This window comes from Petroclostridium sp. X23 (genome assembly GCF_030013905.1).
Classification (GTDB): domain Bacteria; phylum Bacillota; class Clostridia; order SK-Y3; family SK-Y3; genus X23.
The window spans coordinates 3,507,292-3,533,186 of sequence record NZ_CP124862.1 but is presented as its reverse complement, the minus strand read 5'-3'; the positions used below and the strand labels follow the sequence as shown (position 1 = coordinate 3,533,186).

Genomic DNA, 25,895 nt, shown 5'->3' with positions numbered 1-25,895 from the left:
CTCCTTGAATTTTAGCAATACACGGGCAGACACAAGGCCTGCCCCTACCAAATTATTTACTGCATCGAAAGGGTTTCTCCGTTCCAAAACAAATAGATATATCTCTCTTTTACTCTCTTACAGGTAATGCTTTCCAATGCTTTGGCATAGTATTCAATTTGTACCCTGTATCTTTCTTTTATTATATCCATATCGCCGTCGGGTACATAATCCGTTTTATAATCTACAAGCACAAGTTCGTCCTGCTCTTCAAAATAACAATCTATCATTCCTTGAAGCAAGATGCTTTCTTCCCCATAAATCTCTTCATCCAGTTCTTTATGCAGCTCGGTACTTTTGAGCTCAATATTAAAGGGTATTTCACGGTTCACCTCATCCGCATTTAACAACCGCTGCCCTAACGGCGAATCAAAAAATCTTCTGATTTTACGTACATCTACCACACCTGCCTGCTGTTCGGTAAGTAATTCCATACCTACCATCTCTTTTAATTGCTGAGAGAGTTCTTGGACTGATGCGATCTTGTCCAGCTTTAAGTGCTGCATCACAAAGTGCATGGCGGAACCCCTCTCAGCAGCATTAAGACCTTTGCTTTCTTCCATGAACAAAGGTTTTTTTATAAGCGTAGGTATAAAAATCGGCATAGCGTATTCATCGGCCAGCTCAGCGTTAAAATGCCTTTTCAGTTCTGTCACCGACATCTTTGTGGGCAGCATTTCCGAAACTTTATAGCTGTACTGCCAGCTTAATCTTTTATCAATCTCGTCTTGATAGTACCCGTGTTCCGCTTCAGCGTCTTGTTCCAAATGCTGAAGCAGCTCCTGCTCTTTTTGCTCCATCTCCTGTTGTATACCCATCGCATCTTTTTTCGTCCACAGTTTTATATCCCATGTAGAGTCATGGTCTATCAATGCATGCTCTTGATCCACTCCGGCGGTATTCCTCAACAGCTTGCCGTCTTTGTGTTTTACAACGATAGGGCCGATCCAATCAAGGTAGCTCTTTGCTTTCATTTTTTCATACTCCGGCAGTTTCGCGCCGATTGTTTCCAGACTTTTGCACCAGGCTGCCGCAGTTTTTTCCAATCCCTTTATGCAGCCGGTGATGATCAATTTTTCTTTGGCTCTGGTAAAGGCCACATAAAGGATTCTCATTTCTTCCGACAGGCTCTCCAGCTTAATTTTATATTTCAATGCCTGTTTCGGTACCGAAGGATATGCAATCCTTCTCTCATGATCTACAAACTCGGGGCCGAATCCTAAGTCCTGGTGAAGCAGTATGCTTTTATTCATATCCTGCATATTAAATTGCTTCCCTGTTCCGCAAACAAAAACCACAGGGAATTCCAACCCCTTACTTTTGTGGATACTCATAATCCTCACTACATTTTCGTTTTCACCCAGTATCTTGGCGCTCCCCATATCCCCTCTGCTGCTTTTAAGTTTATTGATGAAATTTATAAAGTTGAATAACCCTTTATAGCTTGTTTCTTCAAACTGACGTGCCCGTTCAAATAGAATTTTCAAATTGGCCTGCCGCTGTTCCCCTCCCGGCATAACACCTACAAAACTAAAATAGCCCGTATCGGTATATAAATACCAAATCAGTTCATCAGTGGACATATGCCCGGCATTTTTTCGCCAATGAGCAAGACGATCAAGGAATTTTTGGGTCTTGTGCGCTGTCTGATTCGAATCCTCTATACTCAGTTTTTTCATGCATTCATAAAAAGAGCATTCCTTATCCACTAAACGGATATCGATTAACTCTTCCGGAGTAAAAGACGCGATAGGGGATCGCAGTACTGAAAGCAAAGGAATATCCTGCATCGGATTATCAATAATTTGCAGCAGCGACATCATGGTCTTGATTTCTACTGTTTTAAAATAACCCGTTCCCGTATCCGCATATGCAGGGATTCCCTGCATCCCCAGTTCTTCCACAAAGATATCCGCCCAATTCCGTGTTGTACGTAGTAAAATAATGATATCCTTAAATGCTACGGTCCGATATCCGCCGGCATTCTTATCATAAATCTTATGTACCGTCCCTGTTTCATCCGCAGACATAAGCTGTTTTATTCTTTTTGCTACGATTCTCGCCTCACATTGTATCTGGTCCGGCTGCTCTTCTTCCTGTTCGTTCATTTCCTCATCTTCTACATCATCATTAGGTTGGGTAAAAGTTCTATCGTCCTCATCATGCTTTAAATCTATCAGATGTAATTCTACAGGGCCTCCAACACTCACGTCCGAGCTCTCCTCCGAATCAAAGTGCGCCCCAAAGTTTAATGCTTCGACTTCATCATATTCCAACTCACCCACATCTTTTGACATCATCTGCTGGAATATAAAGTTAACACCATCGATGACTTCTTTTCGGCTTCTGAAATTTTTATATAACCGGATTCTTCTTTCAGGCATGCCTTCATCACCGGAATAACGCATATATTTGTCCAAAAAAAGTTCCGGCCTCGCCTGTCTGAATCTGTAAATGCTCTGCTTTACATCTCCTACCATAAAGATATTAGGCTTATCGATATTTTTTCGAGAAATCACATTCATGATAACTTCCTGTACCATATTGCTGTCCTGATATTCATCGATAAGAATTTCTTCAAATCGCTGTTGAAGATCTTCCGCTGTTTTCGTAGGGATCATATTTCCGTCTGCATCCTGACCGGTCAATATCTCGAGACAAAAATGCTCCAAGTCATTGAAATCGACAAGTGCTTTTTCCTTCTTTTTATATGCATATCTGTCGTCAAATTCCATCACCAGGTCACATAGGCACTGCATCAAAGGGTACAAATTCCTCAAATCTCCGGTTATTTCCCGGGAAATCGCACAAAAAACCTCTTCTTTGACTTTCTTCAGTCTTTTTTTTACTTCATCCCGGATGTTCTTCACCTGTTCTTGTTTCTCTTTGTCAGCTTCTTTTCCGCATCGGGCAAGTCTACTGAATTCCGTACCGGTAAAAGCGTCATAGAGTTCATCCCATGTACCTGCGCATTTACTTATCAATAAATTGATATTATGAATATCGTCGACAATATTGGTATGGTATGGCTGCAGGCCTTCAGATTGCAGGATAATATTCTCTGCTGTTTTCAGAATATTTAAAAAACCTTGCAGCTCTATTCTCAAACTACGCATAAGCACTTTTCCCCATGCAGTTTCCGCAAAATCTATATGCTCAGGCAAATTGAACGCTTCCGCTTGTTGATGCAGCCACATTTTAGGCCACGGTGCGCTTTGCACAAAATCATACAAAGCAAAGACCATATCCTGCAGCATGCTGTCATCTATACTTCCGCCATAGCATTCCACCAACCGTATAAACTCAGGCTGTATCGGGTCTGTTTGATACCGTTCTTCAAATAATTCTTCCAGCGCTTCTATTTTCAAAAGGACCGTTTCTGTTTCATGAGCAATACGAAAATTCGGGTCCAGATCTATACAGTGAAAGTTATTCCTTATGACTTCAAGACAGAAAGAATGTATCGTGGTGATGCTGGCTTTATGGAGCAGCGTAAGCTGTTTTTGCAGCTGCCGTGATTCCGGCTTTTTCTCCAGTGCCTTTATGATCGCCGCACCTATTCTTTCTCTCATTTCCGTAGCGGCGGCATTGGTAAAAGTAACGATTAGCATTCTATCTATATCAACCGGATTTTTGTCATCGGTTATTTTTTTTATAATTCTCTCTACAAGTACCGCTGTCTTTCCTGATCCCGCAGCAGCTGCGACCAGCAGGTTGCAGCCCGATGTAGTAATTGCCGCCAGCTGTTCAGGGGTCCAGGTGACAGCAGGGAGTTTCTTTTTATTATTTATTTGTTGGTTGTTCATATTATCAGCTCCCGTGTTGGATTTTCAGTGGTTTTTTACACATTTCTTTAGGAGAATGTGATAAAGTCGAATTCAGCACATAGAGAAAATCGAACTTGGGGACTGTACCTGCTGTTTGCCCGGTTTTGGCATAACAGAGGGACTGTCCCCATGTTTGATTTTCGACCAATCAAGCACTTTTCACAGCCTCCTTTATGTATGTATAAGTTTTTATCATCCTACGATTTAGTAGGGAACACCCCCAGTAATGCTGGGTTTACTGTAGGGGCGGACGACCCTGTCCGCCCGGTACATTATTGGATGATCTTCGGGTGGACAGAGTCGTCCCCCCCTACAAACGCTCCTGTGATTATATTGGTTATCTATAATTCAAATTATCGTAACTTATAATATTAAGTTGACAACATTTATTCCTCGTCCACCTGTAAATACCAACGGTTATCGATTCGGGCAGACACAAGGCCTGCCCCTACAGTCTAGCCTATGTTGATTGTACGGTATTAATCGCCCATGAGCTTCCATACTTCTTCATCTTTTATGTCCTGCAGTACCCTGTATTTATTGTCACGCATGACGGGATCGAATTGGCAGATAGAGGCATAGTTACAGTACGTACAAGAACTGACTTTATTTTTCTTATAAGGTTGAATGGATACATTTCCTTTCAACAGTTCTTCCCCCATTTGCATAAGCAGATTTTTCACATGTCCGCGCAGTTTTTCAAATTGCTGCAGTGTTGCTGCTGATGATGTCTTTCCCAGCACATCTCCCTTATTTACTCTGGCAGGGACAATGAGCGAATCACCGTCAATATCGCGGTCCATTTCTTTGATCATCTTTACGTCTGCCAGCAGCAGACCCTTCATTTTAAGCTGTTTCATAATGGCTCTTTCTATTTCTTCCTCTTGGATATCCGACCTGCTTTTAATAATGGGATCATCAATTCTAAAGTATAAAATCCCTCCGGGCAATACCGGTTGCTGCAGTTTTTGATGTCCGTTCTCCCATATGGCGTCCAAATAAGTGATGAGCTGAATCTGCAGACCATAGTAGGCATCCGCCAATTTGAATGCTTTGGCACCGGATTTGTAATCAATAATCCTCAAATAGGATCCCTGTTCCGATTGCATGGTATCAATCCGGTCTATCCTTCCTACAAGTTTAATTTCTTCCCCACTACCCAACATTAGTGTAATGGGCGGGAAATGCCCCTGATCTTGGAAGGTCATTTCATAACCCAAAGGATCAAAACCGCTTTTTTTAATATGCTGGGCAATCACCCATACCGCCCGGGTAAGCACCCGTTTTAAACGTATTGTCAAATACCTGTATCTCTTAGTACTATTAAAAATAGAACCGGACATTTTTTGTATCAGATCGTCTACAATCTCAGATATTTTTTGTGTGCACCAATCCGGTTCTAAGTTTCTCCAACCTATGTTTTCATTTTCCAGCATATTCGAAAACTCGTCCAGTACGCTGTGTATAAATGTTCCTACATCCGGTGCGCTAAGTTGAAAGACTTTTCTTTCTTTCGCCTTCAGTCCATATTGCATATAGTAGGCGAAGGGACAGGAAGCAAATCTTTCCATCCTGGATATGCTGGAATATACGGGGGTCCCGTAAAGCTTTCTAATCTTTCCACTGTTCACGTACTGTACCTGATTTGAATAATGAATAGCTGAAGCTACTGCTGCGCATTTGTCTTTCCACGGTTCCTGCTGCATATACCATTGATACACTTCCTGCCATACCGGCTCCATCTCTGCACCTTCGGCTTTTTTTCTAATTGCAGCAACAAGCTGATTAAAGGTGGGTACCGGTGCAGATATCTCTTCCATGCCTTTTCCGTTTTTCTGATATTTTACAATATTGCTGTTCTCCCTGATTTCCGGAAACAACTTTTTAATTCTCGAAATGATGGCGGAAGGCCGCATGGTCTTTCCTTCATGATCCGCGATCGGATAGCTTAGTGTTAAATGCGTTCTGGCTGTTGTCAAAGCGGTATATATTAAATATTGTTCTTCAAACGCTTGTATACGTGTGTCCTGCGCAAGCTCAACCCCTTGCTTGCGCAAATTTTGTCTGTCTTTATCGGTTAAGATCCCTTCGTCTGCCGCGGGAGCAGGAAAAACACCATCATTAATGCCTAATATATACAACGCCTTAATATCGTGGCTTTTAGAACGTTCTATACTCCCTACAAGGACTTGATCCAAAGTAGGGGGTATTAAACCGATCTTATATTCTCCAAATGCGAGTGCAAGCAGTTCTCTGAATTTTTCTACACCAACCTGGTCCTCTCCCATGCTCTCTGCAATCTGATCAAACACATGCATGCAAATATTCCATATCTGTCCGTATTCATTTGCCGGACTCGCCTGTCCTTCTTTTTTAAGATCCTCTATACGGACTTCTATTCTCTCCGGCACACCGATATCACATAGGAATTCAAAAAGGGCAGCACAAAATTCCCTTGCATTTCTTCTTCCTTTTGTCTTAGAACGGAAATTTGCAAGAGGTGCAGTGATCTTTTGCCGGATCTCATTTACTTTATTTAGCGTCCCTATCTCGTATTCCGTTGCTTGGTTTTGTTCAAACCCGCTTCCTAACCGGAACGTCCATACTTCACCCTTTGTCCATGCACTGCCCTTGATCCCGTTGGCAAGCACATAGTTTTCAATCATATCTACATCTTCTTTATCAATATCTGTTAAATCCGTTTTTAAATATCTAAAAACCGATTCATAAGACCAGTTTCTAATAAAAATTTCTAATACTGACAACACCAGCAAAACAAAAGGATGATTGCTGATATCCTTTTTCCGGTCAATAAAACAAGGAATACCATATTCTCCGAATATGGACTGCACCAACTTTTCATATCCCGGCAAGTTCCTTGTAACCACAGCAATATCCCTATATCTCATTCCTTTATCTCTGCACAATCTGATAATATCTCTCGCCGTATCCTCAACTTCCGAATAAATGTTTGCGGCTGAAAAGATTCGGATATCTTTTGTCTTGCCTCTATATGTACGGTAAGGAAACGCCGCGTAATACTGCTCAAGATGCGCCAATTCTTTGCTTTCATCAAACCTGCTAAACGCTTGATGCTCACATCTCACAGGGCTGTCTGTATTAACACCGCAATCTTGTGCCAATTTCAACAATTTCTTGGCTGTATTACGGGTAGGTGAGAATATTTCACATTCATTCTCTTCTATTTCTGTGACCAAGCAATCGGTACAAAGAGAAATGTTCACTCTCTTGGCTTTGTTTAAAAGCTTTTCAATGATCCTATATTCCTGGGGAGTAAACCCCGAGAATTCATCTATCCATATCTCCGCACCGGCTAGACGGGAGGATCTATCCAATTTATCCGCAAGGATGGTTAAACTGTCATCACCATCCATGTATTTTTGATGAAGGGTTTTTTCAAATTCATCAAAGATCATATGAAGATCTTGCAGTTTGTCCTGCAGCAAATCATCATGCAAACCATTCTTTATATTTGCCAGCAGCTGAGGGGTAACATTATACCGTTTCATTTCAGATATCGTACTGCAAAGCGTATTTACGAATCCCTGTTGTTTTACTGCTCTGGTAAAAAACTTCAACTGTTCCTTTATACGGTCCATCACTCTATATAGGATAATGCATTTTCCTGCGGAATTAATGTGTTGGCGTGTTACACCCCCAACCTCATTGAATACCCTGTATGCCAGACGTTGAAAGCTTAATACTTCCGCCCGCATGATTCCCGCCGTTCCAACCATCCTGATGAGATTCCTTTCCGTCTGCAGCGTGTACTGTTCCGGCACTAAAAGGATTAACGGCGTATTGCTTTCGTTTTTCAATTTTTCTTTTATCTCATTAAGGCAAAAATAGCTTTTGCCGCTGCCTGCCCTTCCATAAATCGGCCTTAAGCTCATGGACATATTCCTCCGCTATTATGATAAGAACATTTTACCATAGGCAAGGCCATTAATAAAGGTTAATGATAGGATGGTATTTTAAGACTATTGGACAAAGGATATTGAATATAAATAATTACGGTATAAAAATCTCATCGGAAATAAGGGGGGAGGGAAATGTATTGCCAGAATTGTAAAACCAAGATGATAAGGGTTTTATACGTAGTTCACAAGAAAAAATGCCTTCATGCTTATTACTGTACGAAATGCGGAGAGCTTGTTCATTTGAAAGGTACTTATGCATATAAAATTTGGAGAGGACGCTATTTGAAAAGAATTACTTTTAAATATTAAATTGGCTTTATGGTAACTAATTGTAGGGGCAGGCCTTTTGTCTGCCCAAACGAAAATATTTACGTATTATTAGGGCAGACACAAGGCCTGCCCCTACCTTCATTTATAGTATAGTGTTGTTAAGAGGATTTCATTTATTCTTATTATTTACCAAACTCAACATTTATCTCTGCGTGGCTGATATACTGTCCGTCTTTTGCGCTAAATTCGCCTACTTCAATGCTTCCTTTGGCTGCTGCCGGGGATGGATATGCGATCTCTTCGTCAAAGCTGCCCCAATACGGTGCTCCGGTGGTTTGAAGATTTTCCTCTTTTAGAATATTTCCATCAGCATCCAATATTCGTACAGCAAAGCTTCCTTCAAAAGCAGCTACCATTCCCTTTACCCTCACCGGATTATCAATTTTTTCCCCTTCTCGAGGCATCTCAAATGCAGCTAGAAATACTTTGCTTTCTAACGGAAATGTATTCCCTTTTTTATCTTCAATCACATACTGGGCAATCTGATCATCCTTGAACCGTAATATTATGGACGGATAAGTAATCGCTTGGGTAACCATCTCACCTTTTTGAGGTTCTGTAACTTCTGCTACGATCTTTTTCTCATATTCATTGTCAATAAAATCTTTTATTTCTATACCATATCCGCCTGTAGGTTTTTCCCCTGCATTAATTTTGATATAAGTATTGTCAGGGTGCTGGTATACATATGCCCCTCTGTCTGTACCAAAGCTATCAAACCAGTCCATTACCTCTTGAGGTGCTTTTTCTACTATCAAGTCGGCATACGGACCTTCCTTCTTTTCTTCAGGCACTTTCGGCTCCTCCTTGGTTTCAGGCTTATCCGCTGCTGCCGGAGGATTGGACGCCGGAGGCGGATTGTCTTTCCCGTCGGGCGCAGCCCCCTGCTGTTTGCTGCACGCCATACCGGTTAATAAAATAAATATAATGAACATGATCATACATAATCTTTTCATAAACAAACACTCCCTTCTGTATTATATAACCAAAATCGAGGTTATCCGCGGGCGGACAGAGTCGTCCGCCCCTACAAGAACCCCCATGACATATAACCCTACAAATTATAAGCCTTATTTTAGTTATCTATATGATTAGACGGAAAGGAGCCGCTTTTGTTCCATGATCTAATCATACTTCATTTGCTCTTTATTTTCATTCCCGGCTTTAATTCATTAGACGGGCCGATGACGATTTGCTGGCCTTCGGATAAACCTTGCAGAATCTCAATGTACTCATCATTTTCTATTCCTGTCTGCACGGCTTGCAGTATCAATTTACTATCCGTAACCGAAAATACATAGTCCTCTCCATCCAGATTAAATAACGCCTTATCAGGAACATACAGCGCATCTTCCTTTTCCTGTGTAATAATATCCACATCCACACCATATCCGGGTTTAAGCTGTACGGTATTATTATCGTACGCAATCTTCATCTTTATTCGCTGCTGTTCCACACCCAGTGATGACACGGTACTTTCTGCTTTAGGTGCAATATAATATACTTTTCCCGTTATTTCATGATCATCCAATATTTCACCCGATATCAGCGCCTTTTGCCCTAATTGAATCTTGCGGGCATTATCGGTAAGAACGCTTACTTCAATATATGCCGTATTAGAATCTCCGACTTCATATAGCGGAGTCCCAAGCTCAACAGCCATTCCCGGTTCGACATACTTTGAAAGCACCCTGCCTTCTAGCGGCGAATAAATATGTGTTTTCCCCAAGCTATTTTTTAATTCTTCTATTTGGAGCCTTTCCTGCTCGGCATTTGCTTCCGCTGCCTGCACCGCATCAGCCGAAACCCCTTTTCTTAAAATATCAAGCTGGGTTTCCGCAATAGTGACACGCTGTTTTGCATCATTCAGTACGCTTTCCGCTGCTACTGCCAACATTTGTGCATCTTGCAAATCCTGCTGTGAAACCCCTCCTTTATCATATAGTACATGCATATCTTTAACTTTTTCGCTGTTATAATCATACTCTTTCTGTGCTGCTTCTAATGCAATGCGTGCCTGCTCCAACTGGGCTTGTGCCTGCCGTACCTGTTCCGGCTTTATACTGTTTTTCAACTCTTCCAAAGATGCTTTTGCGGCGTTATAGGCAGCATGAGCCTTGTCAATAGCTATGTCCAAGTCCTCTACGTCCAGCTGGGCCAGCGGCATATCTGCACTTATTTGATCGCCTTCTTTTGCTTTTACTTGCGCAATGATTCCTGATAATCTGCTGTATACTTTTTCTTTTTTGTCTAATTCTACTTTTCCTCTAAGCTCGATAAATTCTTTCATATTCCCTCTTGTTACGGTTTCTATCCTTGCATCGGCCGCCTTCGTTTGGCTGACCGCAACAGCAACCGCAATCACTCCTAGTACAATTACTATCCCAATGAGCCCTTTTTTTCTATTCATCATGGCTAACCCCCGTCAATTCTCTCTATTTTTTAGTACTTCCACCATATCCAGGCCGGATATATTCTTCCTGTTTGCCCATTGGGCAAGGATGATAAATATAAAAACACTGATAAAAGTAATGAGATATGTTTTGCCATAAATGATTACTTCCAATGTAAAAATCTCATTGCTGAAATGTCGCCCCAGCATTTCGCACATCCACCTACCCAGTACCGTACCAATAGGCAGTGCCACAAACCCCAGCAGCATATTCTCTCTGAAAATCGTGCTCTCAATCTCACGGTGCGTATAACCCAATACCTTCAATGACGCAAGTTCTCTACGCCGCTCCATGATGTTAATGACCGTTGTATTAAAAATAATAGCAAAGCCCATAATCGCTCCAAAGGTAATCATCAGTCCGACAAACACATATAAGAGATCAAGGAATTCCATAAACCCTTCATATGCGGCTAATCTTCCTTCTACCGTTTCTATGCCAGGTATTTTGAATAACTCTTTCACAACCTTGCTACCCATTCCGGGGTCTATCTTGATAAGCGCATGTGTTGCAAACTTTCCTTCCCCCATCAAATCACCCAATGCTTCAATATTCATAAAGCAGTTAAAGCTTATATATTGCTTGGTTAAGCCTACAACTTTAACATCTTTTTCTTTGGTGGTTCCCTCATAAGTTTTAATAGTAACCATATCACCGGGCTTGATGGAAAGTTTATCCGCCATTCCATGAGAAACCACCAGCCCACTTTCCGGCATATCCATGGACTCTCTTTGTACATCAATCAAATGATAAAAAAAATTATGATCCACCACACCAATCAGCGTAGTTTCCTCCTTACGCCATCCGTTTTTTAGTTCTATAGGCACTTCCAGCAGAGGTTCGGATTTTTTTATTCCTTCAATGTTCTTCAATTCATGCGCATCATAATAGGATGCAGGCTGCGCAAATACCACCTTATAGTCCTGTGTCTGAAATTCAAAAAAATGCTTAGCAAAAATATAATTAACACAGTCCATAAAAAATAGAGAAATCATGAAAAACATAATGGTGCACGAGATACCGAATATGGTAAGCATAGTGCGCTGCCGGCTTCGAAAAATATTTCTGATACTCATCTTCCACCCGAAAGTAATCCCGTTCCATAACCATTTGATGCGCTCCAAAAATATTCTCTTGCCTGCCCTAGGAACTTCGGACCGCATGGCTTGCGCCGGGTGAATCTTAAGCACCCGCTTGGCGGAATGATATCCTGCCACAAGGCAAAATCCCATACTTAGTCCGATACCGATAAACAATATATCCCAGTATATGGTGATGTGCATTACCGGAATATTAAATATCTTATTATATAAACCGGTCATCACTCTTCCGACTAAAAGCCCTGTAAAAACCGCAGGAACCGCCCCGGCCAACCCTATAAGAACAGAGTATAGTATATAATGCCATAGTATCCTTCTATTTGTGTATCCGAACGCTTTCATTACACCGATCAATGTCCTCTGATTACTTATGATCCTTCGCTGCATAATATAGATAATCATCGCCGCTACACTAAGGAACAGCATGGGAAACATAACCGCAATCTCTTCCAACTCATTGATCTCATTATCCACAAACACATAACTTAATTGGTCCTTACGTTCAGTCCCCCGGATAAATCCATAGGGAGCAAGTATATCCTCAATTTCATCTATTAATTTGCCGTGGTCCATGTCCTGTTGAAATGTAACATGCAGCTGGTTATACGCATCACCATATCCCAGAATACTTCGGGCAGCCGATTCCTTCACATAGATGACCCCAAAATCTTCTGCCGAAGGAGACACCGACGCAGTGGACTTCATGGCATAAATAAACTCCGGACTGGCCACGATACCATCCACCTTCAGCTCATGTGTTTTCAGATTTATAATGGCGCTGATACTATCTCCCCGCTCCAATTTATAAAACTCCGCAAACTTTTGATCCACCAGACATACATTTTGCAGCCTTTGACTGAAGTAACGACCTGAAATAAAGTAAATATTATTGATTGAAGGAGGCTCATGATCAGGCAGAGAAATCAGCCTTACGGTTACTCTCCGATCCGAGACCATGTCTGCCGCCACATCGACACTGATTCTTCCTATTGCATCTTTTACACCGTTCAGCCTTTTTACTTTACGAATGACTTCCGGTGTAATATTCTGGGCTTCCGCATAATAGTCCAGGAAACGGTATTGCTGATAATAGTAATCTACCGAGTTTTTCAAGTTCTGATAGGACATGTACGATGCGGAAAACATCACGATACCGGCAAATATTACTGCTGCTGCTGCAATAAATTGCCCTTTTGACTTTTTTATTTCACGCAAAAGCATTTTATTTAACTTCTTCATGGAAAAACTCCTCACTTTGCACTTTACAGATCCCCAAATATAAAATTAAAAATCTCCAAGCTATATATCAGACAAGTGCTCGTAGGGGCGGACGACTCTGTCCGCCCGCAGATATTGCAATAATACATCGGGCGGACAGGATCGTCCACCCCTACGATAACTAACTATAATTTCTCTACGTAGATAAGCTGTGAACTGTGAACTATCTCACCATATAATCCTACTGGGATCTATGGGTTTTTCATTCTCTTCTATTTCTACAATATCTCCGCTTCTCATCTTAATAACCCGGTTCGCCATTTGAGCGATAGGTTGATTGTGTGTAATGATGATAATGGTTTTTCCTGTATCCCGGTTAATGTCCCTCAGCAAGCTGAGAACCTTGATCCCTGTAGAATAATCCAGCGCTCCGGTGGGCTCATCGCACATAAGCACCTCAGGGTTCTTCGCCACCGCTCTCGCAATTGCCACTCTTTGCTGCTCACCACCACTCATCTGAGCCGGGAAATGGTCTGCCCTGTCTTTAAGACCCACCTGTTCCAATACCTTATCGATTTCAAGCGCATTCGCCGATATTTCCGTAGCCAGTTCTACATTTTCTTTTGCAGTAAGATTGGGCATAAGATTATAAAACTGAAATATAAAACCTATTCTGTTACGCCTAAATAGAGTCAGTTGTTTATCGTTATAAACTGAAATATCCTGACCATTAAAGAAAATCTTTCCCTCCGAAGGACTATCCATGCCGCCCATAATATTCAACAGCGTGCTCTTCCCTGAACCGCTGGGTCCTAATACCACTACCAGCTCTCCTTGGTATATCTCAAATGATACAGGTTTTAATGCTCTTACACTGACTTCTCCCATTCTGTATTCTTTTGTAACGTCTTGGAGTTTAAAAAGTGTTTTCCCCAGCATACCTTTCACCCCTTTAAGAGAATGTTAAAAAGTGCTTAATCGGGCTTTAACACCCAGACTTCTATATTAGCCGGATACTTCCTTTCTCTGCGCCCAGTACCCTTTCAACGACATCTTGGGTAGCAAGCATCTTCTGACGATATATCTCCTCGTCTCCGCTAAAAGCGACGGAATCATGAATATAGCCTACTCCAAACAATAGTACTTCCGCCGATTCCAAAGGATGGTCGGTATCGAAAACCCCTTCTTTAACACCCTCCTCTACAATTTGGCTGATCAAAGGAATTATCTTCTCAATAAGACTTGCTGCAAGCCTATTATGGACGATAGCATTTTGTTCACGATGAACGTATTCCATCATACTTTCTTTTCCTCTTTCAAACGAAAAAAGTCCATCTATAAATCCCTGCATTTTTTGTACTGCATTTAGACGTTGGTCATACACTACAGAAGTTAGACTCTTTACAATCTGATCAATTAATCTTTCTAAAACGGCCTTTAAAATCTCTTCTTTCGATTTAAAATAATAGTAAAAGGTTCCCTGCGCAACCCCTACTTTTTTAACAATATCGCTTACTGCAGTCTGCTCGAATCCCTGTGTGATAAATAATTCCTGCGCCGCATCCAGAATCTCATTCTTTCTTGTTTCAGGATCTTTTGTAATTCTAGGCATATGTATTCTCCTTACTGCTCCTCATTTATGCTTTAAGATATTCATAGTATAACACACCGACTGACTATCAGTCAATTTAAAAAGAATTATTTTCCATTGATGTTTATTGCATATATATCAAATACTATCATTGAATTCAACTTTGAAAGGAGTAATATCTATGCGAAAAATTCGAATGGGTGTTATCGGCACAGGCATGGCGTGGGAACGTCTTCACTGGCCCGCAATGCAACAGCTTAGTGACAGATATGAAGTAGTGGCACTATGCAACCGAACAAAATCAGATGCAGAAAATTTTGCACGCAGTATTCAGCTTGACTTAAACAATGTATACGATGATTATCGTCAAATGCTTAAGAGAGATGATATCGATGCGGTAGATGTAATGGTACCTATCTCTCAGAACTATGATGTGGCAGCCGCAGTTATACAATCAAACAAGAATTTGATTGCTGAAAAACCGCTGGCCGCTACGCTGGAAGGCTGCAAGAAATTATTGGAGCTTCATCGAGAGCATGATGTAAAAATAATGGTGGCGGAAAACTATCGGTATAATGAAGAAATCAATAAGATTCGGGATATCATCAATCAGGGTAAGATCGGTGAAGTGGTTTATTTCATTCAAAATAATGTTGTGGATTTTGAATCGGAAATGAAAAAAAACACTTTTGCCGCTAAAGAATGGCGTCAACATCCTAACTACAAAGGCGGTGCTTTTCTTGATGCCGCTCTTCACGACATTGCCGGAATGAGACATATTTTTGGTGCTGTTGATCATGTATATGCAATGGGCAGACCCCAGCAGGAAGATTTCAATCCGTATATGTCGGTAAATACACAGATCCTATTTAAGAATGGCGTCATCGGGCAATATGTTTATTATCCTGACGGCAAAGAAATGCAAGCGCCCTTGGTAGGACTGCGCATCTTCGGTACTAAAGGTGAAATCTACCTTGAAGAGAAGGTTTGCGGGTTTATTAATGTGGCTTATAATGACGGAGGCAAGGAGCTCATTCAATATACCCCAAAAAGAGGCTATTATAATGAGCTTTTGAATTTCTATAATGCGATGATCGGTATAGAAAACATCTCTGTTACCCCTGAGATTGAATATGGGGATGTTAAGATGGTATTTGATATATTAGCTTCTATAGAAACAAAACAACCGGTTAAAGTGGATGTGACAGGACCTACGAATGAAATCGGACATATCGTGCATAGTGATATTCATACCATCACCCCGCACCAGCCATATTATCTGCAATAAAGCCATGAAGCAGGGTGAAAATCCTCAATAAGTGCTTCATCGGTCAGGGCAACACATGGGCGGGGCCCAGGTCTTACTAAGTTAAATGAAACATTTGAGTCGGAACGGCACAGGGGCCGTTCCCTACATAAAATACCAAATTCCATTTATATAATGATTTACAATTCGTAGGGAACGCCCCCCGTGGCGTTCCTTTAATTTTGCGATATCCAATTATTTAATTCAATTTATGTAACCCTGTGGGCTTCTCTTTGATCATAAAAATAATGCAATAATCGGAATGGTAAGTACCGATAGCAATGTAGATATAAATACCGATTGGGCTCCAAGGTATGCATTGCCGTCGAACTTCTCGGCTAATATCGCGGAATTAGCGGGAATAGGCATGGCTGTGACAATAACCGGTATACCTATCATGAGCAGTTCCAAGTTAAAAAGCTTCAATACCAGCAATACTGCAACGGGAAGAAGAATTAGCCGGATAAAGCTTACAATATATACTTTGTAATTGGAAAACATTTTTGAAAACGCAGCATTTGCCAAAATAAGTCCTGAAAGAACCATCGCCAGCGGCGTAATGGTATTTCCAACCATAGAAACAGTTTGAGCTATGGGCTTAGGTAATTGAATAGAGAATAAAAATATACATAGACCGATAATCAATGCAACCATTGGCGGATTGACGATGTCCCTTAGATGTATATTTCCCATCCCTTTTGCATCTTTTCTCATAAACATTATTACTCCTAAAGAGTTAAAAAGAATATAAAGGGGAAGACTGAAGAGAGAAGCGTACAAAATCCCTTCTTTCCCAAATAAAGCTTCAATAACCGGATATCCCATAAACGCAAAATTGGAAAACATAATACTAAATTCAAAGACATTCCGTGAAGCCTGGTCTACATTAAGAAGCTTAACCGCTATGATAGAAACTCCGGCGGAAAGCAAGATGATCCCTATGCAAATGACAATGAGCCAGCCCGCATCCCGAATGACTTGCATTGAAAAAGGGTAATTGAAGGCATTTATAATCATTGCCGGTAATACAACATTAAATAAAAAGCTTGATAAATTTTTGGTAAAGGAAATATCTACGATATTTAGTTTTCGTACTAAAAAACCTACTAGTAACAGTATAAAAATGACCAGTATTTGATTAAGTGTGACAATAAAATCCATAACTATATTCTCCTTGTATATAAAAACTCCAATTCATAAGTCATTATAATAACCTTAGATGTCATAATTTGTATTATAAACACATATGAAAAACTACCATTTATCATTTTACCACAAATGTTTATCAAAGGATATTATATTCTTTTTACATCAAAAAAAATTTTTCATCCCCATTAAAGCCATGATATAGATGGCTAACTCTAATTTCAAGGTTTTTTATCTGCATCTTGACCTTTTTCCGTGTTAGTGGAATAATAGTATATGTCTTATTACAAAAGAAGGAGTGCAATTACTATGAATCTTGCTTATATTACCGCACCGCTTGTAGGTGCTTTAATCGGATACATTACTAATTTTATCGCTATTAAAATGTTATTCCGGCCATTGAAGCCAAAATATATCCGGGGTTTGAAAATTCCTTTTACACCCGGCATTATCCCTCGCGAGAAGGCACGACTTGCAAGAAGTATCGGCACCGCAGTGGGCGAGAAGCTTTTAACGGATGAGATCATTATTGATACTCTGACTTCTCCACATTTCCAGAAAAAAATAGAGGAGTTTGTCGATCAGAAAATCGCTGAATTTGAGAACGATAATAAGACACTCGGTGATATCTCTCAAGATTTACTGGATGCCGGTGATGTTGAAAAAATACTGTCGTATGTCCGGAACAATGCCGTAGATTTTTTGCATCAAAAGATTACTTCACCTGAAGTAGTGGAAAAACTCACTTTATATATTTCAGGAAGTTTGGAAAAATATATGGAGACGCAGTTAAATCATCCTTTAATCAAAATGGCGCTAAGTTTTAACAAAAATATTGTAGACTCTATAAAAGATGTAATAACAGATAAGATAAAAGAACTTGTTTTTTCTAATTCCCATACCATTATCGAGTTATTGGTTGAAGATGAAATGGACAAAATTCTAAATGTAGAGATAAATCAAATATCCCGGCAGTTGGAAGATAAACTGCCGCAAATAAAAAATGCAGCAATCAATGCCTTTATGAAATTGGTAAGAAAAAATGTTCATACGATAACAGCTATGATTGATATTCCTTCAATTGTAGAAAAACGCATTAACGATTTTGATGTTATCGAGGTAGAGCAGCTTGTTTTAAGTATCATTGACAAAGAGCTAAAAGCAATTATTTGGCTTGGCGCACTGTTGGGGCTAATCATGGGGTTCCTAATGCCTTTATTTTCATAACCGGATACGCTCTTATTCCTCCGTTTCTATCATCCATACTTTCATTTTTCTCTGTCCGAAACGGAGGGCTGCCTGTTTATCAAACATGGCAAGGTCAAACCGCGCTTTTCCGTCAATAGCACTCCCCGTATCCATCGCTTCTACCATTCCGACTCCCTGGATATAAAACCGCTGGCCGTAATTCCAATAGTCGGTATCTACCGCAATAGAATATCCCGGAACGATAGCTTGTCCGGAAGAAGTGATGCCACGATCGTTTCCACATTCTTCAGCCGAAGGCGTATACGCTGTTCCCAACCATTCTCCTACATATTGCATTCTACGGAATCTGGATGCACTTTGACGGCTGATTTGCGGTGTAGGTTTGGTATAATATACAGGTTTTTTCCCTTCAAACGCAAGCATCTTGATCGTACTTTGAAGTGACATATTCTCCTCATTGATTAGATCAATCAGGGTTCTGTACTCCTCTATTTGATCAGACTGCTGCATGATAAGCTCTTCCAATTTCTTATTTTCTCTCGTTAATTTATACACTTGGGTTGGTAGTGATGAAAAAATAGCTGTACCTATAAAGAAAAGAACGATACTTAAAATAAATATTACCAACAAAAGTAAGAGTATGGTCTTATCCTTATTACTTTGAAACAATGCTAACATTGTTCCCATCCTCCTTTGCATATGGTAAATTTTTCTTTTTTATTGTATCATATCCTAATGATAAATAAAAGTAATATTTTTCCTTTTTTATCTATAGGAGGTTGTGAAAAAGTGCTTAATCGTTCGAAAGTCAAACATGGGGACAGTCCCTCTGTTGTGCCAAAACCGAGCAAACAGCAGGGACAGTCCCCAAGTTCGATTTTCTCTATGTGCTGAATTCGACTTTACCACAGTCTGCTATAGGAGGTTGGGAAAAAGTGCTTGACTGGTCAGGGCAACGCACACATCATACTTCAAATGGATATCAATGTTCGCACATTATTCATTGTCCATTGTACATTGTCCATTCATCAGATCGTCCATTGTACACCATTCTGTCCATCAGTTATTCACTATTCACTATTCACTATTCACTATTCACTATTAATTATTAACTATCAGTTGTTCACTATTAACTTTTGGAACTAAAAGCTTGTTCTATCCGTCTAATACTATAAAATTGTTAGGAGGGATTAATCGTGAACAGATTTTTCTGTTGGTTAGTTATTTGCATAATGGTGATATCTATAAGTGTTTCTCTCATCGGGTGCAGTGCCAGTAAAAGTAGTGAGATGGCTGCACCTCAGTCTAAAAGTGAAGCCTCCGGCGCGGCGGCAAGCAGGAACACAAGCAGTGCAACAGACATGGCAGTAAATGACCGCGTTGATACCGAAGAAGCTGCCGAAGCAACTACAGTTGAAAAAGATGACGGCGGCAGTTTTTCGGCACTCGACTCACAAAACGTCAATAATAATGTATTGGGTGATAGAAAAATAATTTTTAATTCTTTTATCTTATTGGAGATAGAAGATTTCGATGCGAATTTCAAGAAGATTACTTCTATGGTACAGAATTCCGGGATTGGCTATCTGCAAAGCTCCAGCGTACGTTCTACAAAAATCTCATCGAACCCCGAAAAATATAAAAAGGAAGGATCCATCGTACTGCGGGTATCCCAGAATAAATTCCAGAACGTTTTAGATGAGCTAAGAGGTATGGGGACGGTACTGGATGACCGTACCACCAGCGAAGAAATCACCGATCAATATTATGACACAAAAAGCCGTGCTCAAACATTTGAAGCAGAACGTGAAAGGGTTTTAGAATATTTAAAACAAGCAAAAGACTTAAATACCATGCTTCAGTTGGAAAGAAAGCTAAGTGAAATTACTTATGAGATCGAGAAATTAAAAGGTTCTTTAAGGAAATGGGACAATCTTGTGGATTTCTCTACCATCACTATCGAATTGCGCGAAAAGTTACCTGATGATATCAGAAGAACCAATACCTATGGAGATAGACTGCTTAACGCGCTTGTGGATAGCTTTGAAGATACCATAGACGCATTAGGAGACTTTGTAATCGGTGTGATCCGTTTACTGCCTGCTCTTATCATCCTGTTCATCTTATTCCTAATTTTCAAACCTTTTATAAGCAAATTTGTTAAGAAAAACAATATACAGAGTTAAAAATCTATAAGCAAATATTTTTCCATAATTATCCACATATGTTAATAACCTTGTGGATAATTATGTGAACAAGCTATTTAAATCAGGTATCCTGTTATGTTTTGAATTTGCCCTGTGAAAACTAAAACGCCCATAATGATTAGTATAATCCCGGAAATCATGTTTATAATCCTCTGATACTTTCCTATTGTTGAAAATAGGTTTTTCAGCTTATCAAAAAGTATAGCTGACATTAAAAAAGGAATACCCAATCCAACAGAATATATTACAAGCAGCAATATTCCTTTACCTACCGTCTCAGAAGTAGCCGCTAAAAGCAGTACCGACCCAAGAAAAGGTCCTACACATGGCGTCCATCCAAGACTAAAAACCATACCGAAAAGCATCGAACTTCCAAAGCCTAGTTCTTTAAATTCCATATGGATTCTTTTTTCCGTATTTAAGAAATTCAGTCTAAGTAATCCTATAAAATAAAGACCGAAAATAACAATGATACTTCCACCGACTTTTCTTAATAAGCCGATATGATCTTTAAGCAGATCACCTATCGTAGTGGCAGAGGCCCCAAGCAGTGTAAATATAATAGTAAAACCTAATATAAATGCCAACGTATTGATGATCAGTGTCTTATTGATTGCATGTGATGTATTGTGATGTGCGGATGCTCCTGCAAGATATACAAAGTAAATGGGAAGCATGGGCAAAATACACGGAGAAATAAACGTAAGGATTCCTTCAATAAAAACCATTAAAAGTGACACATCCGTCATAGTGTACCTCCTCTAGTTACTAAGGGGGACGGTTTGAGAATTACTGAAAAAGCGCTTCATTGGTCAGTCGCAAAGCATGGGCGGGGCCCCGCCCATGCTTCACTCCTTCTGCGTGCTAAATCATACTTTTTCAGCGGTCTCGGATAGTTTATTTGCTTTGCTGCTGAGCAATAGACTTCTTCATATTTCCTACCGTTTATTCTTCAATAATCTCCGGCTCGGGATATTCTTGCCCCTTCACATCAACCGTTACTTTTTTCATGGTCTGAGGCTCTAACGGTCTATCTCTGAAATCGGTTTGTACGGATACAATCTTATCCGCTGCTTCCATTCCTTCTATGACTTTTCCAAATGCCGCGTACTGTCCATCAAGATGCGGTGCATCGGCAACCATGATAAAAAATTGGGAGCCGGCCGAATCAGGATGTCTTGACCTGGCCATGGATATGACTCCTCGGGTATGCACCAGAGAATTGTCAAACTTATTGTCTTTAAATTCACCTTTAATGTGATAGCCGGGGCCTCCGGTTCCAACACCCTCCGGGCATCCTCCCTGAATCATAAAACCGGGAATGACTCTATGAAAAATCAATCCGTCATAGAAGCCTTTCTTTACCAGAGATATAAAATTATTCACCGTATTGGGTGCGGTATCAGTGTATAATTCAATTTTTATCTTATCCCCATTTTCCATTTCAATTGTTGCTACAGGATTCGACACGATTAAACATCTCCTTTCGGTGGTATGTATATATTAGCAATAGGATTATTATACCATAGTTCTATTCATTATATAATCCAACGTGAAACTTTTTTCTCAGAATCTTCGTCTAATATTTGATAAATAGTAAACCTTTGTCACTTTTCATCGTATAATATTAAGGACTACTGAGCAAAGGAGGAATGATTTATGCAGATATTAAAAGAGAAGCTGGATCAATATAAGCATTTTAGCATACTGTCCTACTATCTGGTCATCGTCATTTTATATCATGTATATGAGAAGATTACTGTTCCTAAATATATTATGTACTCAAAAATAGATAATTATATTCCTTTTATTAAAGAGATGGTAATCCCATATTTATTTTGGTATATCTATATCATTATTGCTTTGGTTTATTTAGGCTTTACATCAAAAAAGGATTTTTATAATCTTTGTTCTTTCATGTTTATCGGAATGACGATTTGCTTTGCGATATACGCTGTTTTCCCTAATGGGCAAAACTTACGGCCTGTGATTACAGGTAAGGATATCTTCTCAAGAATGGTTTACTATATCTATATGACGGATACACCAACCAATTCGGCCCCCAGTATGCATGTATTGGATTCTATTGCCGTACATGCAGCTTTAATGAATTGTGAGTCATTACAGAATAACCGCTGGATTAAAACAGGTTCCTGTATAACCACGCTGTTGATTATATTGTCCACCGTGACATTAAAGCAGCATTCTATATTAGATGTGCTTTATGGTATTATGCTAAGCGCCTTGCTCTATATGGTTATTTATAAACTTGATGCATTGAGAGCATTTACAACCGGGCAAATATTTACAAAAAAAGTGGAAGAGTGATATTCACTCTTCCCATACCTCTTGCATCAGCTTTTCAATTTCTTCTTTTCGTTTATCGGTCTCACATGTATCCATGTGAAAAAAGCCATCTACGATATCCAATACGTCTCCTTCCTTTGCACAAGGGGGAAGCAGACTTTTCGGAATTTTCTGTGTTTCTCTATTTTCTAATTCTATTACAGCAAAGTTACCTTCAAAGCGATCAATGGTTGCTTTCATGAGCAGCCTCCTTTATTAGTGGGGAGTGGGGAGTGCTTAGTGAGGAGTATTTGTCCGCCCTCTATTCATTCTATTTTTCTATGATTATACTTATTGGGACTTCTCAACACTTATATTAATATTTTTCCCATCGCTTGCCATTACTATCGTGCCGTTTTTGTCTGTTCTGTAATATTTTATGCCGCTTTTATCCAACCGTTCTATGACTTCTTTATGCGGGTGTCCGTATGAATTTCCCTCTTCTACACTGATGACCGCATAAGTAGGATTAACGGTTTTTAAAAACTCGGGTGATGTTGAAGATGAAGAGCCATGGTGCCCTGCTTTTAGCACGTCTGCAGTCAGCAGAGATGGAGATTTCTTTAACATCTCTTTTTCGGATAACTCTTCCGCATCCCCTGTGAGCAAGAAGGATGTTTCTCCATAAGTGATTTTCGCTACAATACTATAATTATTCAATTCTTCGTACTTTGTTGACACCGGGGCTAAAAATTGTATTTCAAGTCCATCTTCATCAAAAATAACCTCTTCAGGCTTAGGGCTTGATACTTTCAAATCTTTTTCTTTAATAGCCAGAAGGACATCTTTAAAGGTTTTAGATGTATGTGTTACTTTGGGCATATATACTTTTCCGATATCAACGCTTTTGATAACGGCATCTAATCCGCCTATGTGATCTTCGTGGGGATGTGTACCTACTAAGAAATCTATTTGCTTTATCCCCTGGCTCTTAATATAGTCAATCACTGTGTCTTTATCACCATTATTTCCGGCATCGATCAGCATGGTGACTTTGCCGGGAAGATTGATCAATATACTGTCCGCTTGCCCTACATCGATGAAATGTACTTTTAAATCCTTTTCGTCATCCTGTACTGAAGTGTCAACTTCTAGGGTGCATCCTGTAAAAGCAACAATAAAAACTATTAATAGTGTTATGATAAACTGCAGCCTAATTTTATACATATATTCTCCCATCCTTTATTATTCTTAAGGTACATTATAGCATACAATAGCCTAAATATTGAAGAGTAGAATTTATAACGAGGCGAAAAGATGGGCCCCGCCCTACCTCTATAGATGGTAGGTACCGATTAAATTAAACAGGCAGTGAGCATATCTCCTGCCTCGTTGAAACGGTGTGTAGTAATTGCTTATGCAATTACTTCTGTTGTTATAACGATAAATGTTGAAATTTATTCCATAATATAGTAGGATTTATTTATAGGTAGTGTGAGACAATTCATTAAAATTTGAATTTCAGTAATCAACTGCCTATACGAGGTTGTAAAAAAGTCCAATTTTCGAACGATAAGCACCTTTTCACAACTTCCTATAATCTCCAACGTAACGTATATTGAGGAGGGTTTTAAATGGAAAAATTAAAAGTACTTTTTGCTTCTTCCGAGGTAGTACCCTTTGCTAAAACAGGCGGACTGGCAGATGTTGCAGGCTCTCTCCCCAAAGCCCTTAAAAATCTGGATGTTGATATAAGGGTCGTCATGCCTAAATACAAAGATATTCCGCAGCAATATGTTGATCAAATGGAGTATATCGGATATATCTATGTGGATATCGGCTGGCGGCATCAATATTGCGGCTTACTGAAAACAGAGTATGACGGTGTTACAATCTATTTTATAGATAATGAATATTATTTTAATAGAAACGGTCTCTACGGCTATCATGATGAAGCAGAGCAATTTATCTTCTTTTCCAAGGCGCTTATAGAAATGCTTCCATGTATCCAATTTCAGCCGGACATTATCCATTGTAATGATTGGCAAACCGGTGTTGTCAGCTTGCTGCTCAATGCTCGTTATAAGCAACAGGATTTTTTTAGAAATATCAAAACCGTGTTTACAATCCATAATCTCAAATATCAAGGCGTCTTTCCAAAGGAAGTGCTCACCGACATACTGGGCATAAGCTGGGAACATTTTACCGTAGATAAGATTGAATTTTATGACCAGATTAACTGTATGAAAGCCGGGTTAGCTTATTCCGATATCATCAATACCGTTAGCAAAACCTATGCAGAAGAAATCAAGCATGACTTTTTCGGAGAAAACCTCCAAGACATGATACGAAAAAGATCCGAGAATTTATACGGTATCGTTAATGGTATTGATATGGAAACCAACAATCCCGCCTCCGATCAAAGGCTATTTGCCAATTATGATGTAAATCATTTGGAAGGAAAATATGAAAATAAAAGAGAGCTGCAGCGAGTCCTTGGACTTCCTGTCAGGAATGATGTCCCAGTGATTGGTATTATCTCCCGCCTGGTTGCTCAAAAAGGACTTGACTTGATATCATGTGTACTTCATGACATGCTGCACGAAGATCTGCAGCTTGTGATACTGGGAACCGGTGAATCTATCTATGAGCAGCTCTTTATACATGCTGCCTCCTTATATCCTGCCAAGGTATCGGCCAATATAAAGTATGACGGTACTTTAGCGCAGAGAATATATGCCGGGTCCGATATGTTCCTTATGCCGTCATTGTTTGAGCCTTGCGGGCTCAGCCAGCTCTTCAGCCTCCGTTACGGGGCCATCCCGATTGTAAGGGAAACTGGTGGGCTCAATGATACCGTACAGTCGTATAATGAGTTGACCAATGAGGGGAACGGCTTTAGTTTCACCAACTACAATGCGCAAGATATGCTGCATACCATCAAACGGGCAATACATTTTTATCAGGATAAAGAGATCTGGAACGCGCTTATCCGCCGTGGCATGTCGGCAGATTACAGTTGGAATAAATCTGCTGAAGAATATGTGGAACTTTATCATACTGCGTCAAGCAAATAACATGGTGAACAAATTTTACCCTAACAGATATCTACTGTAGAGGCGGCTTGAAGTCGTCCGCGAACACCAACGCTACTGATACGGACGACCACAGGCTGCCCCTACAAGCTTATTATCTGTAAGAATTGCACCTAAAAAGTTTCTTAACAATACAGAACCCCAAGG

Annotated in this window: 18 protein-coding genes; 5 read left to right on the top strand and 13 right to left on the bottom strand. The window is 39.9% G+C overall.

Features of this window, described 5'->3' with window-relative positions; all coding sequences use genetic code 11:
• Positions 1–56: 56 nt before the first annotated feature.
• The 7 genes from addA to QKW49_RS16595 form a co-directional block, all read right to left on the bottom strand.
• Positions 57–3,845, bottom strand: a complete 3,789-nt coding sequence (gene addA, locus QKW49_RS16625) for a helicase-exonuclease AddAB subunit AddA (protein WP_282863786.1) — start codon at positions 3,843–3,845, stop codon at positions 57–59.
• 500 nt (positions 3,846–4,345) lie between these two features.
• A complete protein-coding gene (gene addB, locus QKW49_RS16620) occupies positions 4,346–7,780 on the bottom strand; it encodes a helicase-exonuclease AddAB subunit AddB (RefSeq protein ID WP_282863785.1) in 3,435 nt (1,144 codons plus the stop codon).
• Positions 7,781–8,259: 479 nt separating this feature from the next.
• Positions 8,260–9,093, bottom strand: coding sequence for a Gmad2 immunoglobulin-like domain-containing protein (locus QKW49_RS16615; protein ID WP_282863784.1), 834 nt, complete (start codon positions 9,091–9,093; stop codon positions 8,260–8,262).
• Positions 9,094–9,272: 179 nt separating this feature from the next.
• The gene (locus QKW49_RS16610) at positions 9,273–10,550 is read right to left on the bottom strand and encodes an efflux RND transporter periplasmic adaptor subunit (protein ID WP_282863783.1); all 1,278 of its coding nucleotides are present in this window, start codon (positions 10,548–10,550) and stop codon (positions 9,273–9,275) included.
• A 12-nt stretch (positions 10,551–10,562) separates the two neighbouring features.
• The gene (locus QKW49_RS16605) at positions 10,563–12,929 is read right to left on the bottom strand and encodes an FtsX-like permease family protein (RefSeq protein WP_282863782.1); all 2,367 of its coding nucleotides are present in this window, start codon (positions 12,927–12,929) and stop codon (positions 10,563–10,565) included.
• Positions 12,930–13,136: 207 nt separating this feature from the next.
• Positions 13,137–13,847 carry an ABC transporter ATP-binding protein gene (locus QKW49_RS16600; RefSeq protein ID WP_282863781.1) on the bottom strand — a complete coding sequence of 237 codons (711 nt, stop codon included), beginning with the start codon at positions 13,845–13,847 and terminating at the stop codon, positions 13,137–13,139.
• Between the two features lie 61 nt (positions 13,848–13,908).
• On the bottom strand, positions 13,909–14,520 hold the full coding sequence (locus QKW49_RS16595) for a TetR/AcrR family transcriptional regulator (RefSeq protein ID WP_282863780.1): 612 nt from the start codon (positions 14,518–14,520) through the stop codon (positions 13,909–13,911).
• Positions 14,521–14,680: 160 nt separating this feature from the next.
• Here QKW49_RS16595 and QKW49_RS16590 point away from each other — a divergent pair, with 160 nt between their 5' ends.
• On the top strand, positions 14,681–15,787 hold the full coding sequence (locus QKW49_RS16590; protein WP_282863779.1) for a Gfo/Idh/MocA family oxidoreductase: 1,107 nt from the start codon (positions 14,681–14,683) through the stop codon (positions 15,785–15,787).
• 255 nt (positions 15,788–16,042) lie between these two features.
• Here the strand turns inward: QKW49_RS16590 and QKW49_RS16585 are convergent, their stop codons facing one another.
• Positions 16,043–16,966, bottom strand: coding sequence for an AEC family transporter (locus tag QKW49_RS16585; RefSeq protein ID WP_282863778.1), 924 nt, complete (start codon positions 16,964–16,966; stop codon positions 16,043–16,045).
• Between the two features lie 294 nt (positions 16,967–17,260).
• Between QKW49_RS16585 and QKW49_RS16580 the strand changes: the two genes are divergently transcribed.
• Complete coding sequence (locus tag QKW49_RS16580; protein ID WP_282863777.1) at positions 17,261–18,178, top strand: DUF445 family protein; 918 nt, start codon at positions 17,261–17,263, stop codon at positions 18,176–18,178.
• 12 nt (positions 18,179–18,190) lie between these two features.
• On the opposite strand, the gene QKW49_RS16575 is transcribed toward QKW49_RS16580, so the two are convergent.
• Complete coding sequence (locus tag QKW49_RS16575; RefSeq protein WP_282863776.1) at positions 18,191–18,838, bottom strand: 3D domain-containing protein; 648 nt, start codon at positions 18,836–18,838, stop codon at positions 18,191–18,193.
• Between the two features lie 518 nt (positions 18,839–19,356).
• Here QKW49_RS16575 and QKW49_RS16570 point away from each other — a divergent pair.
• Positions 19,357–20,346, top strand: a complete 990-nt coding sequence (locus QKW49_RS16570) for a DUF4349 domain-containing protein (RefSeq protein WP_282863775.1) — start codon at positions 19,357–19,359, stop codon at positions 20,344–20,346.
• Positions 20,347–20,423: 77 nt separating this feature from the next.
• Here the strand turns inward: QKW49_RS16570 and QKW49_RS16565 are convergent, their stop codons facing one another.
• Together QKW49_RS16565 and QKW49_RS16560 are read right to left on the bottom strand one after the other, a co-directional pair.
• The gene (locus QKW49_RS16565) at positions 20,424–21,116 is read right to left on the bottom strand and encodes a cytochrome c biogenesis protein CcdA (protein ID WP_282863774.1); all 693 of its coding nucleotides are present in this window, start codon (positions 21,114–21,116) and stop codon (positions 20,424–20,426) included.
• 196 nt (positions 21,117–21,312) lie between these two features.
• The gene (locus QKW49_RS16560; RefSeq protein WP_282863773.1) at positions 21,313–21,837 is read right to left on the bottom strand and encodes a peptidylprolyl isomerase; all 525 of its coding nucleotides are present in this window, start codon (positions 21,835–21,837) and stop codon (positions 21,313–21,315) included.
• 189 nt (positions 21,838–22,026) lie between these two features.
• Between QKW49_RS16560 and QKW49_RS16555 the strand changes: the two genes are divergently transcribed.
• On the top strand, positions 22,027–22,695 hold the full coding sequence (locus QKW49_RS16555) for a phosphatase PAP2 family protein (protein WP_282863772.1): 669 nt from the start codon (positions 22,027–22,029) through the stop codon (positions 22,693–22,695).
• Between the two features lie 3 nt (positions 22,696–22,698).
• On the opposite strand, the gene QKW49_RS16550 is transcribed toward QKW49_RS16555, so the two are convergent.
• Both QKW49_RS16550 and QKW49_RS16545 read right to left on the bottom strand, forming a co-directional pair.
• Positions 22,699–22,914, bottom strand: a complete 216-nt coding sequence (locus QKW49_RS16550) for a DUF3006 domain-containing protein (protein ID WP_282863771.1) — start codon at positions 22,912–22,914, stop codon at positions 22,699–22,701.
• 90 nt (positions 22,915–23,004) lie between these two features.
• A complete protein-coding gene (locus tag QKW49_RS16545; protein ID WP_282863770.1) occupies positions 23,005–23,880 on the bottom strand; it encodes a ComEC/Rec2 family competence protein in 876 nt (291 codons plus the stop codon).
• A 407-nt stretch (positions 23,881–24,287) separates the two neighbouring features.
• On the opposite strand from QKW49_RS16545, the gene glgA reads away from it, so the two are divergent.
• On the top strand, positions 24,288–25,730 hold the full coding sequence (gene glgA, locus QKW49_RS16540; protein WP_282863769.1) for a glycogen synthase GlgA: 1,443 nt from the start codon (positions 24,288–24,290) through the stop codon (positions 25,728–25,730).
• Positions 25,731–25,895: the final 165 nt, after the last annotated feature.